The sequence below is a fragment of the Phyllobacterium sp. 22552 genome (assembly GCF_052044585.1).
GTDB classification, from domain to species: Bacteria; Pseudomonadota; Alphaproteobacteria; order Rhizobiales; family Rhizobiaceae; genus Phyllobacterium; species Phyllobacterium ifriqiyense.
Genome location: NZ_JBQENG010000002.1, coordinates 348773 through 362787, shown reverse-complemented (window position 1 = coordinate 362787; position 14015 = coordinate 348773). Strand labels below are relative to the sequence as shown.

At 52.4% G+C, this 14015-nt stretch carries 14 protein-coding genes; 8 read left to right on the top strand and 6 right to left on the bottom strand.

The features are described from left to right. The first annotated feature begins 15 nt into the window (after window positions 1-15). From ACTJI9_RS05955 to ACTJI9_RS05945, 3 genes are all read left to right on the top strand, one after another. A complete protein-coding gene (locus ACTJI9_RS05955; RefSeq protein ID WP_115051869.1) occupies window positions 16-717 on the top strand; it encodes a glycosyltransferase in 702 nt (233 codons plus the stop codon). 201 nt (window positions 718-918) lie between these two features. Beyond that, complete coding sequence (locus ACTJI9_RS05950) at window positions 919-1089, top strand: hypothetical protein (protein WP_440806608.1); 171 nt, start codon at window positions 919-921, stop codon at window positions 1087-1089. 165 nt (window positions 1090-1254) lie between these two features. Then, the gene (locus tag ACTJI9_RS05945; protein ID WP_115051868.1) at window positions 1255-2004 is read left to right on the top strand and encodes a L,D-transpeptidase; all 750 of its coding nucleotides are present in this window, start codon (window positions 1255-1257) and stop codon (window positions 2002-2004) included. Window positions 2005-2208: 204 nt separating this feature from the next. On the opposite strand, the gene ACTJI9_RS05940 is transcribed toward ACTJI9_RS05945, so the two are convergent. From ACTJI9_RS05940 to ACTJI9_RS05930, 3 genes are all read right to left on the bottom strand, one after another. Next, window positions 2209-3153 carry a tyrosine-type recombinase/integrase gene (locus ACTJI9_RS05940; RefSeq protein WP_115051867.1) on the bottom strand — a complete coding sequence of 315 codons (945 nt, stop codon included), beginning with the start codon at window positions 3151-3153 and terminating at the stop codon, window positions 2209-2211. Window positions 3154-3539: 386 nt separating this feature from the next. Then, complete coding sequence (locus tag ACTJI9_RS05935) at window positions 3540-4556, bottom strand: porin (protein WP_440806603.1); 1017 nt, start codon at window positions 4554-4556, stop codon at window positions 3540-3542. 59 nt (window positions 4557-4615) lie between these two features. Beyond that, on the bottom strand, window positions 4616-4945 hold the full coding sequence (locus tag ACTJI9_RS05930; RefSeq protein ID WP_115052194.1) for a DMT family transporter: 330 nt from the start codon (window positions 4943-4945) through the stop codon (window positions 4616-4618). A gap of 464 nt (window positions 4946-5409) precedes the next feature. Between ACTJI9_RS05930 and ACTJI9_RS05925 the strand changes: the two genes are divergently transcribed. The 3 genes from ACTJI9_RS05925 to ACTJI9_RS05915 all read left to right on the top strand — a co-directional run bounded on the left by ACTJI9_RS05925 (window position 5410) and on the right by ACTJI9_RS05915 (window position 8070). Next, window positions 5410-6483, top strand: coding sequence for a porin (locus tag ACTJI9_RS05925; protein ID WP_440806602.1), 1074 nt, complete (start codon window positions 5410-5412; stop codon window positions 6481-6483). 156 nt (window positions 6484-6639) lie between these two features. Beyond that, a complete protein-coding gene (locus ACTJI9_RS05920) occupies window positions 6640-7302 on the top strand; it encodes a BON domain-containing protein (protein WP_115051865.1) in 663 nt (220 codons plus the stop codon). A gap of 159 nt (window positions 7303-7461) precedes the next feature. Further along, complete coding sequence (locus ACTJI9_RS05915) at window positions 7462-8070, top strand: hypothetical protein (RefSeq protein WP_115051864.1); 609 nt, start codon at window positions 7462-7464, stop codon at window positions 8068-8070. Window positions 8071-8217: 147 nt separating this feature from the next. Here the strand turns inward: ACTJI9_RS05915 and ACTJI9_RS05910 are convergent, their stop codons facing one another. Beyond that, window positions 8218-9108, bottom strand: a complete 891-nt coding sequence (locus ACTJI9_RS05910; RefSeq protein WP_440806599.1) for an alpha/beta fold hydrolase — start codon at window positions 9106-9108, stop codon at window positions 8218-8220. 181 nt (window positions 9109-9289) lie between these two features. Further along, on the bottom strand, window positions 9290-11383 hold the full coding sequence (locus ACTJI9_RS05905; RefSeq protein ID WP_336440972.1) for a lytic transglycosylase domain-containing protein: 2094 nt from the start codon (window positions 11381-11383) through the stop codon (window positions 9290-9292). A 553-nt stretch (window positions 11384-11936) separates the two neighbouring features. Between ACTJI9_RS05905 and dapA the strand changes: the two genes are divergently transcribed. Both dapA and smpB read left to right on the top strand, forming a co-directional pair. Next, window positions 11937-12818: a 4-hydroxy-tetrahydrodipicolinate synthase gene (gene dapA / locus ACTJI9_RS05900; protein WP_336440973.1), complete on the top strand. Its 882-nt coding sequence runs from the start codon at window positions 11937-11939 to the stop codon at window positions 12816-12818. A gap of 24 nt (window positions 12819-12842) precedes the next feature. Next, window positions 12843-13331, top strand: a complete 489-nt coding sequence (smpB, locus tag ACTJI9_RS05895; protein ID WP_115051860.1) for an SsrA-binding protein SmpB — start codon at window positions 12843-12845, stop codon at window positions 13329-13331. Window positions 13332-13343: 12 nt separating this feature from the next. Here the strand turns inward: smpB and ACTJI9_RS05890 are convergent, their stop codons facing one another. Then, window positions 13344-13997, bottom strand: coding sequence for a uracil-DNA glycosylase (locus tag ACTJI9_RS05890; protein ID WP_336441013.1), 654 nt, complete (start codon window positions 13995-13997; stop codon window positions 13344-13346). Between the last annotated feature and the right edge of the window lie 18 nt (window positions 13998-14015).

Below are 14015 nucleotides of genomic sequence, written 5' to 3'. Positions count from 1 at the left end.
TGCAAAGGAAGCATCATGGATAGGTCACTTGATATCTACATAGGCTGGGATTCCCGCGAGCCCATAGCATATGAGGTAGCAAAATCCACCATCCTGAAAAACGCATCGATCCCGGTGAATGTACACCCGATCGTGTTGCAGGATCTCGTTGATAAGGGCGCTTATACGCGCGATGTCGACCCGCTCGCTTCAACGGAATTCACCTATTCGCGCTTTTTTACGCCCTATCTCGCCGGTTATAAGGGCTGGGCTTTGTTTTGCGATTGCGATTTTCTGTTCTTCTCCGATGTGGCAGAGCTTTTGCAGTATCGCGACGAGAGCAAGGCTGTAGCCTGCGTCAAGCATGACTACCAACCGAAGGCCGGGGTCAAGATGGACGGCAAGGTGCAGACGACCTACCCACGCAAAAACTGGTCATCCTTCATGCTGTTCAATTGCGAACATCCTTCGACGCGCCAGTTGACACCCGAATTGATCAATCGCGAAAGCGGCGCATATTTGCACAGGATGCAATGGGCGCAGGACGACGAAATCGGTGAAATCCCGACAGAGTGGAACTGGTTGGAAGGCTGGAACGAGAAGCCAGCAAGCGGATATCCGCATGCCGTGCATTTTACCAATGGCGGTCCATGGTTCAAAGATTGGCAGAATGTCGACTATGGCGATATCTGGACCAAAAAGGCATTGGAAATTGACCCGGAATTCAAGCCGATCTAAAGCAATTCCAGGAAAAGTGCGAAGCGGTTTTCCGTCCGGAATTGCGTAGACAAAGTCAATTCCAGGAAAAGTGCGAAGCGGTTTTCCGTCAGGAATTGCGTAGACAAAGGCCAATTCCAGGAAAAGTGCGAAGCGGTTTTCCGTCCGGAATTGCGCAAGCAAACACGCTTTACACGCAAACAACTATGGTGGAATGCAATAATGGACGGCGGCGACCTGGCGCAGTTCCACCACAAGTTGAAAAGCAACTTCGGCTTCCGAATGAAACCGTATAGTCCTCAAAATGCTGCTGTAACCTTGACCATGCGGCAGCTTTTGCCAACCAAACAGGCTGACAACCACGCCGTCACTCCTTCGTCGGTTCCTGACTAAATCCCTCGACCTTGCCGGCCAATCCCTCCGGCAGAACAATTCGATGGGCAAAACTTGCTCTAGCATGACTTGGGGCATGGTCCCGATCACATCTATATGTTTAGACATGACGGCCGCAACGCAACTATTTAGCGTTCGAATCTCATCCCGTGAACGTGTTGGAACATGACCAGATCCATTCAATTATCCCGCCGCACTTTTGTTTTCGGTTCCATGGCCGCGAGCGCTGCTCTTGGCGGATGCACAACGACAGCGACAACGCAGCATGCCGAAATCGCGCCGCCCAAGCCGCGTCCCGTAAAGCAATCCTTGCCGACAGGATTAGCTTCCCCATCGGAACTTGAACTGCGATATGCCGCACTTCAAGATGGGGGACATTCAATTCCTGCGATACCTTTTCAGCAGATGGATCCGAAATATTATCGTCAGCGTGTGACAGACCCCACCGGCGAGCCCGCAGGGACAGTCGTTGTCGATACGGTCGGGCGCTTCCTTTATCTGGTGGAACCGGGCGGAACAGCAATGCGCTATGGTGTTGGTATCGGCCGCGATGGTTTTGCCTGGCAAGGTGAGGGGATTGTTCATTGGCGGCAGCATTGGCCACGTTGGAAGCCGCCGGCAGACATGATTGCAAGACAGCCGGAGCTCGCAAAATACTCCGTCGAAAATGGCGGAATGGAGCCGGGCGTCAAAAATCCACTCGGTGCGCGCGCACTTTATATATTCCAGAACGGGCAGGACACGCTTTATCGTCTTCACGGATCACCGCAATGGCGCTCGATTGGCAAGGCTACGTCGTCCGGTTGCGTGCGCCTGATCAATCAGGATGTGATCGATCTATATGACCGTGTGCCGTATCACGCGCGAATCGTCGTTCACCAATCTCCCCTTGGGGCGCCGCAAACTCAGGTTTGATAAAAAGCGGGTCAGCATCGGGAAGTCTTCCGAACGCCAACCAAAATGGTTCTGCCCGGTCCAAGCATTGATGAAATCAGCTGGACCGGCATACATCAATGGCAATCGCTGCATCCGATGATTGAACCGAGGCTTTTCGACAATTTTTCCGGATTGAACCCCGGGCCAGCCCTCAACATAATTCGATAACGGGATAGCGAATCCCTATCCACGTTCCAGCACAGCCACACAGGAATCCAGATCATTGGTTGCCAGATGTGCGTAGCGCATGGTCATCGACAAGGTTTGATGGCCGAGCCAAATCTGGACACGCCGGATATCAATTCCGCCGCGCACAAGACGCGATGCGCAGGTGTGGCGTAAAATATGCGGAACAATCTGATCGTCACTGCCAAGCCCAACTTCTGCCTTTGCCTCATTCCAGATTGCCCGAAACCGCACTTGATTGAGCATGGCGAAAGGGCCCTTTAGTCTGCCATGCGGGATATGGACGGTTTCTTGTGCGCGAGCGGTAAGGGGAACCGTGCGGCTGCGCCCTGATTTGGTTAGCCAGAATGTCGAACGGGCATCCTGCAAATCATTCCATGAAAGGCCGATAGCCTCGCCGAGCCGGCACCCGGTATCAACAAGGAATATGCTCAACCGGTAGCTGTCTTCGCAACGCAACCTTACAGCGGAGAATAGCCGCGATTCCTCATCGGTTTCGAGGAAGCGGATTCGGCCCTGCCGTTCTTTTTGCCGCCGGAATTCCGGCAGATTATAGATGTCGCCCATTTTTGACGCTTTCCTGAGCAGTTTGCTTAAAGCGGCCATCTTTCGATTGATGGTCGCATTGCTGTTGCCACGTTCGCGCAGGGTTCCGATCACAGAATCAAGCATTTCTTGCGTAAAAACGCTGAAACGCTGGCCGCTCAATATTTCACTCATCTCCCCGAGGAACGAACGCACATTGGTTTTGTGCGAGCCTTCATCCCAAAGGATGCTGATATATTGCGCAGTCAAATCACTCAACGAGTGTTCCCTGACCAGCTTCCGGGTACCATTATCGGCTGCCGAATAGTTGAGATCATAGTCAAAGCGGACGGAAAATGCAGATCCAAACGCGGAGTCACAAAAAGGCGGGGCAATAGCGGCTGCTGAAATCGTCATGAAAATCGCGCTCTGGTCAATAAAACACTAAACCGGGAAATATATGCCGAGTTGTAGCGGTCTTCGTGAAAAGCGCAATCCGTGTAGCCGTGCCTCTTTAGGCTAATAGACTTTCGTTTGATAAAGCCATAACCGGCCGTATCAAGTTTCAACCCTTGAGGTCTCTGTCCAACCATTACTCATCTCCTCGGCCTATGGCCGGTCTGGAATCCTTTCTTCGCTTAATGTCTGTGCGTCGCTGGTGCAGACCCCAAACCACAATGGCTCTGAGCAGGGTTCTTGCACCATTCAAAATTGCGAGCGCTGAAAATGGCTTGTTGGTTTATATTTTGAGAGGAAAAGCCAACGCCGGGAAAACCCGGCGTTGGTAGAAGATAATCGAAGGATTAGAAGTTGCGCTGGAAGCGGATCACACCGCCGAACGCATCATCAGAGCCCTTGGCATCTTTATAGTCGATCTCTGGAGTAACAACGAAGCCAGGAACCAGCTCATATGCAACATTCAAAGATGCTGCGATAATGTCTGCTTCATCATAGGCAACCTGGGCATTAACTTTTGCGTTGTCGGAAACCTTGGCAGTTACACCGCCCCAGATTGCATAATCGCCGGTCCACGCACCGTAGTAATCATTGGCTTTTACGTCAGACTGATAGCCGCCCATGACGAAGAAGGATAGCTGATCAGTCGCCTTGATGTCCAAACGAATCTTGCCAGCGAATTCTTCAACAACGGAATCATAGCCAATAACGCCGGAAACTGAACCCCAGGCCTGTTCGAACTTTGCACCAGCAACAACGTGTGGCAGGTAATCGTTGATCAGGTGATCCTTGTCACCTTGTTCCAGACCGATGATAGCCGAGAAGCCGTTGCCGCCAGCGAAGGTGTAGCTGACCTGATTAGTCTTATCGCCGTCATAATCAACCATGTCGTCGTTGATGACGTTTCCACCATCTGTCCAGCTACCAAATGTTGTATCGGTTACACCGATGCGGAAGCCACCAAGTTCGATATAGGCGTGAGGAAGTGCTGCTGCTTTGTCGGCGCCTTCATCTACTGTGAATTCGGTTGCGATATACGACTTGAGTGTACCAAGCTCGGTTTCCGAACGGGCATCAAAACGTACAACGCCGCGCGAACGGAACTTGTAAGTGTCAATGTCGGGATTCTTGTCGGTGTTGCGCCCCCAGAGATCGCCACCCTTTACATCGACGCGAACATAACCATCGACCTTCAAGCAGGTTTCGGTGCCTGGGATGTAGAAGAAGCCAGCGCCGTATGTGTCGCAAACGCGAACATATTCGACAGGCTCTGGTTCAGCGACAACAACTGCGTCTGCAGCGCGTGCGCCTGATACTGCAACGAGGGCTGCAGCGGAGCCGAGAAGTAGGCTCTTAATGTTCATTTCTGACCTCCAGTCAAGATTCGCTGGAGGGGACGCGTGAAAACCCGTCTTTGCTGGGTTTAGTGGCCAACCGAATTCGAAAACAGATTAACCACCAGAACACCGGCTATAATGAGTGCCAGGCCAATGATCGCGGCAAGATCCAAGGTTTGCCGAAACCAGAACCAGCCAACAGCCGCAATAAGGACGATGCCGGCGCCGGACCAGATGGCATAGACCACGCCGACCGGAATGGTTCTGATCGGGATTGAAAGCAGATAGAATGCGGCGCCATAGCCGAAGATGCATACAAGCGAAGGCAATAGGCGCGTAAAGCCCTCAGCCTGCTTGAGCGCGGATGTGGCGATGACTTCAAAAATTATGGCAGCAACGAGGTAAACATATGTCATGTGGGGACCATCAAATGAACGCATGGCAACGCACAGTCGCCTCAAAGAATGATTCGCAGCCCTCAAGTGGCGACCGGCGGATTTGCCGGTTAAAGGCTTGATTCGATTCAGTGACTCGCCTTGCAGGGCGCAGTAATGGCTGATTCCGTGTTCAAATGCCGTTCCAATACCGGCAGGAACATGCGGAATTTATTAAAATTCGGGTTACCTATATTAATGAGTGGTAAAGATATTGAAGATGGAACGGCGATTTCGTGGCTTTTGTGCAACAGCCCCCGGTCATAGAGCCTGCACAAGGCCCGCCGATGGACATTCGTGGTTGAAACGCGAGCGCTGGCGAGTATGGTCTGTCGAGAGGAAGGGCGTTACAGCATTTCTTCTTGCACTTAGGGGATGGGGACAGGTTGTCCTTCAGCCAAATTGGAATGCCCAGACCCATTTTTAACTTTGACTGGAGGTCAGAAATGAACATTAAGAGCCTACTTCTCGGCTCCGCTGCAGCCCTCGTTGCAGTATCAGGCGCACGCGCTGCAGACGCAGTTGTTGTCGCTGAACCAGAGCCTGTCGAATATGTTCGCGTTTGCGACACATACGGCGCTGGCTTCTTCTACATCCCAGGCACCGAAACCTGCTTGAAGATCAGCGGTTACGTTCGTTACGACGCAGTTGCTGGCGACGATCCATACAACGGCGTTGAGCTGGACACATGGGCAAAGCAGGCACGTGCTACTGTCCGTTTCGACGCTCGTAGCGAAACTGAACTTGGCACATTGCGTTCGTTCATCGAAACACGTTTCGATCACAAGGCATACGGCGGCCGTGACAACGCAGACATCGATGCTTATTACAGCAACGGCGGCTACATTTCACACGCTTACATCGAACTCGGTGGTTTCCGCGTTGGTGTTTCCGACTCGCAGTATGATACATGGACCGGTTCAGCTGGTAACGTAATCTCCGATGACGTTATTGCTTATGCTGGCGGCCGTACAAACCAGATCAGCTACACCTTTGCTGGTGGCAATGGCTTCTCTGCAATGGTTGGTTTGGAACAGGGCGACGACGATCACCTGATCGAAGACTACATGCCACACGTTGTTGCTGGTGTGAAGTTTGAGCAGGCTTGGGGCGGTATCTCCGCTGTTGCAGCTTACGACTCAGTTGTTGAAGAATTCGCTGGTAAGGTTCGTTTGGACGTTAAGTTCACAGACACAGTATCCGCTTTCGTAATGGGTGGTTACCAGTCTAACGAAGACGATCTGGATGTAGTTTCCGAAGGCGGCAACTACTACGGTTCGTGGAACGGCGACTACGCAATCTGGGGCGGTCTGTCTGCTAAGGTTTCCGAGAAGGCAACTGTCAATGCACAGGTTGCTTACGAAGAAGCTGGCACATTCGCTGCTGCTTTGAACGTGAACTACGAAATCGTACCAGGCTTCGTAATCACTCCAGAAGTAAACTACGCTTCGTTTGACGAAAGCCGTGGTTCAGGCGACGACGCTTTCACAGGTATCGTACGTTTCCAGCGTAACTTCTAATCCTTCACTGGATTGGTTGATTGAAACCCGGCAGCGCAAGCTGTCGGGTTTTTCTTTGTTTGCAGGTCCTGATTCTCTGGGCTCTGCATGTTGATATCGCTGTCCACATCAGGCAGAACATTGGTGCAATGTGCTGGATAAAGGACAAGGTTTGAAATGCGCGCCCTGAAGAACTGGTTTTGGCCAGGTATTATTACCGTCGCGCTTCTGACTGTTCTGGCTGGATGGTTTCTTGCAGGCCCGATTGACGCCCGCATTACAGAAGCTGCCAACACAGCACTTTCAGCGCAAAATGACTGGGCCAGTGCCGAAGTGGATGGCCGCGATCTTATCTTGAAAGGTGTGGCACCATCGGAGGAAGCTCTGGCTGACGCCATAAAGATCACCAATGAGATTCCCGGTGTCCGAATTGTCGATAATCAGACGACCCTTTTGTCTCTGGCCGAGCCTTTTTCCTTTGTCATCACCAAATCGGATGATGGAATTCTGCTTTCGGGCAATGTTCCCTATGGAGATACAAGGGCAAAAATCCTCAGCGCAGCAGAACTTGCCATGCCCGGTATTGAGATTCTTGATGAGATGGCCGTGGCGCGGGGCGCTCCGCCGGCGTTCTTTGAACTTGTGCAATTTGCCTTGGGACAGGCTGCACAATTGATCAATGGTGAAGTGGAAATCTCGGGAAAAACCTATACGATCAGAGGCACTCCGGCCAGTTCTGCCGATTATGCTGCTATAAATGATGCGTTGAAAAAACCGCTTCCGGGGGATGCGGCTTTAAATGAGATCAAATTGGTCCCACCCGTCGGTCAAGGTGGCTGACAACTGAATCCGGGGCGAGGGGGTTTTGTAAATGTGGTACATGATTTCGCAGCTCTGGTTCTTCCTGCTTGTCGCTGTTCTCGTGGGATTCTATGTCGGCTGGTCCACTCATGAGGGTGAAATAAGTTGAGCAGGCTTGAGGGCAGGAGATAGTCGGCGATGATGAGTTTTATCCTTCAATCATTATTCCTTATCGCCGCAGCTTTTGTTGTTGGCGCGGTTTTAGGTAATGTTTTCAGGAGGTTGTCGCCGCGAAAACCCTCAGTCGCCGAAAGCTCCACGCGCGCTGCCGATGCGCGGCTTGCATCTCAATCCACTCTGGTGGCGGTCAATGATGATGTAAAAAAATCAGCTATTGAGGCTGCCGCGATGATACCTCCGGCAGAGCCGGTTCCACCGAGACCGGTCAAGACAGCGCAAAAATCGCCGCGGAAGGCAGAGCCCAAGGTTATAACGCGCCACCCCAATCAGAATGATGATCATCGCCCGACTCTTCTTAAGAGCGCGCGTCGTGGCAAACCTGACAAACTGAGTGAGATTGACGGAATTGGTGCCAGCATCGAAGCCAAACTTTTCGCCCTTGGTATTTTCCATTATGACCAGATCGCCGCATGGACTGTCGAACAGGCTAATTGGGTCAGTACGGAAATCGGCTTTGCGGGTAGGGCACTGCGTGAAAATTGGGTCAAACAGGCGGCTGCTTTGGTGAAAAAGACGCCTGAAAAAGCGGCAAAAAAAACCTTGCGTGGTTCGACAAGCTCACCATGAGGAAGTTTCGCTGATTGCAGACTGCCGAGAGCCAACCTTCCTCACGGTGAGCCCTCCTGAGCTAGTTGAAGGGCGAACCACGCACAGCGCGAATGCCACTTCGTAACAAGAAACTGTAAACATGCACAATACATGATGCTGTTTGGTTCAATCAGCACGCAGATCCACACCGGCCAAAAACGCAGCAATCAATTGAGGCAGTTGCCCCATTTCCAGAAATGGCGCATGGCCCTGTCCGCCAACATTGATGAACTGCAAAGCCGGGTGACGGCGCATCATATCATCAACGGTTTCCTGTGCCAGAAGTGTCGTGTTCTCCCCCCGGATTACCAGCAATGGCAAGTCTTTCATGAGTTCAAACTGCGCCCAGAGATCGGGAAGTTTGACGCTGAAGTCAATTCCTTCCAGTGTTTTCAATAGGTTGGGATCATAGTCCGAACGGATTTTTCCATTGTCGTCGCGATAGATGGCTCGGGCGAAACGGTCCCAGTCGGCGTCGCCAAGCGCGGGAAAAGCCTTGCCATGAACTGCTTTTTGCAGCGCTGTTGCATGCTGCCAATCGGCGGGATTCTTGGATTTGGATAGGTAATCGCTGATCTGCCGCAGGCCATCAGACACAATTTCAGGTCCGATATCGTTGAAAATGACACCCTTCAAGACTTGCGGCGCCACAGCAGCAAGCACGTGAATGATGAAGCCTCCACGCGATGTACCAAGAAAAATCGCTTGATCTATATTGAGCGCTTTCAGTCCGGCAAGAATATCGCCGGCTTCAACGCGGATATTGTAGTTTTGCCACTCATGGTCGTAGGCTGATTGCCCGCGACCGCGATAATCGAAAGTCACGACCTTGCGCGGTGTCGCCGGGTGATTGGCAAGTATCAACGCCAATTCGTGAAAATCGCGGCTGTTGCGCGTCAGACCGGGTAAACAAATGAGCGGGAGATTTTCGGTTTCGGAGGCCGGTTGATAGACCCGGCCATAAAGCGTCAACTTGTCAGGTGCGTCGTAAAAGACCTCGGTGAAAGTTTCGCTCACGATAATCGCCCCATTTAAAGCCCCTCCCTGAGTAGCAGCCTGCTAAAGCTGTAAGAAGATCTAAAAGCTGATGCCGGTTATCTCTCCCTTGCGGGAGAGAAAGCGATTTCAAGATCTTAGCTTTTGCTAAGTGCTAGAAATCGCAAGAGAGGGGGTTTGCAATCTTCAAGCTCAACAAAACTCAGCCGCGACGACCCGCTGTCAGGTCGCTTTCGATCTGCGCCTTGCCAGTAAGCCGCGCCTTATAGACCTGATAGTTTTCCATTACCCGCTGCACGTAGTTACGGGTTTCGGTATAGGGGATCCGCTCAATCCAATCGACAACCTCGTCCACCGATTTGCCACGGGGATCGCCATATTTGGCTTTCCATTCATTGGCGCGGGTGGGACCTGCATTGTAACCGGCAAAGGTAAGCACATACGAGCCATCAAACTTGGCAATTTGCTCGCCAAGAAATTTTGCTCCCAGCGTCGCATTATAAGCGGCATCCGTGGTCAGGCGGGCTTGCGAATAGCTCATCCCGGCGCGGGTTGCCACGCCCTTTGCTGTTCCGGGCAACAGCTGCAATAGCCCGCGTGCCCCGGCGCTCGATACGGCGCCTGGATTGAATTCGCTTTCCTGTCGCGCAATGGCATAGGCCAATGCGGTGCCCGAACCGGAGATATTGGCATTGCCGGGGATCGCTCCGATGGGGTGCGAAAGCGCACCAACATCAATCCCGCGTTGCGCAGCGGCCTTGCCTACACGCAAGGCGACAAAATGGTTGTTCTTGCGTTCGGCCATCACGGCGAGAAGCGCCAGCTCGCCCGGACTGTCGATTTCCTGTGCAAGGCTGGTGTAAAGCAATGCAGCCCTGCTGTCATAACCGGTTTGCTCCAGCCGTTGTATGGCGCGCACGGCTTCGCGCTCTGCAAAGCGATTGCGGTCGGCATCGGTCGGCTTGGGGTAGGGCAGTTGCAGGCCATTTTGTCCAAGCTTGGCGGCAGCCAGCTGTCCATAGAATGTCGTGCCATAGCGGGAGGCGCGTGCGTAATAATCGCGTGCGCTGCCTGCGCTTCCTTCTTCGGCTGCACGGCCGAGCCAATAATAGGCGCGCGAAGCAGACATTGGTCGCGAGGAGATCTCGGCAATCCGTGCGAAATGGCGCTGTGCTGTTTTAGGATCGCGCAGCGCGCGCAGCGCATACCATCCCGCATGAAATTCAGCGTCGGCAGCAGCTGTTGGCGTTTCAGCGCTATGCATGGCGGCTACGCGATAGGCGCGCTTGGCATCACCAATATCCAGCAACTCACGCGAGAGGACGCGGCGCTCGGTCCACCATGCATCGGGATCAACCAGCGAGGCTGCGTCGCGCGGCGCTGTGTTGATCACGTCTGCCGCTTCCTTATATTTCTCGGCGCGCCGCAAATATTGCGCTTTGGCGAAAATATAGGCCGCATTAGATTTCCACGAGTCATCGACCGCTGCCAGTTTTTTTGCGGCATCGGGAGACTTTTGCAACACAGCAGCAAAGCCCTGATAGAGCGAGGAAGCATTGGCAAGCTTGGCAACACGTCCGGCCGATTTGACCTTGCCCTCATAAAGCATGGTCAGCATGCGTGTCAGATGATCCGTGCGCGATATGACCTGCGAGAACTCTTTTAAGATCATCGCTTCCTGATTGTCATCCAGCTTCTTGTCGCGCCAGAATGGCCCAAGCACGGCTTGAGCCGCACGGGCATTGCCGTTGGCGACATGGGCGCGTGCAAGAATAATCACGCCTTCGACAGTTTGAGGCGCGGTATTGCCGAAAGCCTTGATGACAACGGATGGAGCCGGATTTTCCTTATAAAGTGCGCGCTCGGAATTATTGCGGAAGGTTGCCATGCCCGGCCAGCCCGGGAGCTCGGCAGCAGCATTGGCAATTTCGGAAGAGGGCAGACCCGGTGCATTTGACAGCCCGATGGCCCATGTCAAAATGTGGCGGTCCAGAGCCTGCGCAGGCAATCCATTGCGTATGCCGACAGCGCGCTGCACATCGCCTGAAGCGATGGCATCAAGTCCGCTTTTCAGGCTCCCTGCTATAGCCGATGGCTTTGAAGGTTGAGCTATTCCAGACGTTGTGACCGGATCTGGATGCGTCATCGCCTGCATGGCGGGATTGGCACGGGTTTGACTGGGCGCAAAGGGGCGCAAGGTCGGGGTTGGAACAGCATTTTGAGCATAAGCCGTCGTTACCGCCAGAGTGCAGGCGGAGCCGAAAAGAACGAGACGCAAAACAGAAGTTCTCAGCATACAGACTACCGGTTACTTAAAGAGTTGGATCCATGGCCCCTGATCCAGAGACCTGTAAATCAGATAATAATGGCGGACGTATGAAGGGGATATTAACGAAAGGTTATCTGCAAAGCTTGCATTTGAACAGGCGTAGAGAATGGCCCGCCTGGCATGTGCTGCCTGATGAAAGACGCGCGTTCATTCACACAAGAGTGAACGGAATTAAAACAAAAAACGTCCGTTTACATATGAGCGATCATTTAATTGAACGTTCGTTCTATTAATTTGATCCGTTTTTGAGTGTGAAACAGGCCAAAAGCCCCTACAAATCCGTGTTTTGACAGGGCTTGAACTGTTTTTCAAAAATAACTGCGCAAAAATATCAAAAAACTCTGGAAAAAACCCCGAATTTTCCCGAAAAATATCAATCCACGCGTGCAAAATAGTTGCGCGAGGTTGATCATTTACATAACGCAAATGAACTTGTGCCATAAGGCTCGTCCGACTATGGTGCGCCACCTTCTTTCCGGTAGCGGAAAGGGGACAATGTTTATTATTCTGGAGTTTCCCCATGCTGAAAGGCTCAATCACCGCACTCGTCACGCCATTTCTCGATGATGGTGCGTTTGACGAAAAAGCCTTTCGCAGCTTCGTGTCCTGGCAGATAGACGAGGGCACCAATGGTCTGGTTCCAGTCGGAACCACAGGTGAATCTCCCACGCTTTCCCATGCCGAACATAAGCGTGTTGTCGAGGTCTGCATTGAGGAAGCCGCTGGAAAAGTTCCTGTTATTGCGGGCGCTGGGTCAAACAATACACGTGAAGCCATTGAATTGGCTCAGTTTTCGGAAAAGGCCGGTGCTGACGCAATTCTGGTTGTTACCCCATATTACAACAAGCCCAGTCAGCGCGGCCTCTATGCTCACTACAAGGCGATCGCCGAAGCCGTATCGCTGCCGATCATCATCTATAATATTCCGGGCCGTTCTATTATCGACATGACGCCAGAAACCATGGGTCAGTTGACCAATGATTTCAAGAATATAGCCGGGGTCAAGGATGCCACTGGCAAGATTGAGCGTGTTTCTGAGCAGCGTATTACCTGCGGCAAGGATTTCATCCAGCTATCGGGTGAAGATGCGACGGCTTTGGGCTTCAATGCTCATGGTGGCGTCGGCTGCATCTCTGTAACTTCTAATGTTGCGCCGCGCCTTTGCGCTGAATTTCAGGCGGCGACGCTTAGCGGTGACTACGCCAAGGCTTTGGAAATACAGGATAAATTGATGCCTTTGCACAAGGCTCTCTTTATTGAGCCGAACCCAAGCGGTCCCAAATATGCTCTGTCAAAGCTTGGAAAGATGCAAAATGCTCTTCGTTCGCCAATGGTTCAGATTGAGGCTGCAACTGCTGCTCGTCTTGATCAGGCCATGCGGCATGCAGGGCTGGTTAATTAAGGTACGGAATCCCATATAAATTGTATGAATAAGCCAAAATCCGCCTCAAAACCCATCACGGTTCGCAAAATAATTGCTGAAAACCGTAAAGCACGCTTCAATTTCGAGATTCTCGACACGCTGGAGGCTGGCATTGTTCTGGCTGGCACGGAGGTTAAATCCCTTCGCAACAACCAGTCCAACATCGCCGAAAGCTATGCTAGCTTTGAGAATGGGGAATTCTGGCTCATCAACTCCTACATTCCAGAATATCTGCAGGCGAACCGCTTCAATCATCAACCACGACGGCATCGTAAGCTATTGATTAGTAAGCGTGAAATGTCGCGGCTCGGCCAATCTGTGGATCGCGAAGGGATGACAATCGTTCCCTTAAAGCTCTATTTCAACGATCAGGGCAGAGCGAAATTGGAACTTGCCGTCGCCCGCGGCAAAAAGCTGCATGACAAGCGGGAGACGGAGAAACAACGCGACTGGAACCGTGAAAAGTCTCGGCTCCTGCGTGATCGTGGCTAGGTTTGTTCTAAATTACTCAGGAATATCATCAAGATAGCGTCTGACATCGGCAAAGACGCTCTTGAACATTTCGGTTGTTAGCCGCCCCGTATTGGTATTGTAGCGCGAGCAATGGTAGCTCGAAAAAATACGAATATTACCGATGTCGTTTTGACCGCCATGGCTGAAAGGGAACTTGGCCACGGGCTGCGCAAATGCACGGATCGTGGATTGATGCGCAATGGTGCCAAGTGTAACAATCGCTCTTAGGTTGGCGAATTGTTCTATGGTTGGCGTCAAAAACCTGCGGCAATTGCTGATTTCGCCGCCAACAGGCTTGTTTTCCGGCGGCACGCATCGAACGGCATTGGTGATGGAGGCATTGACGAGTTCGAGCCCATCATCGGGACGCGCTGCAAAAGTCCCACGCGAGAAGCCAAATTCGGACAATGTGCCATACAGTAAATCGCCGGCATAATCGCCGGTAAATGGCCGTCCTGTGCGGTTGGCGCCGCGCACCCCGGGCGCCAGACCAACAATCAGAAGCTTTACGGAATCAATCCCGCCGACGGGTAAGAATGTCGGCACAGGCGCATTGTGCCAGCTCGGCTCCTTTATGCGCCACTCGGCGATAAAGTCATGTAAACGCTGGCAAATCGGGCAATCGGGGGAGGGTTCGACACTCATAACCGCTAAAAAGCATAA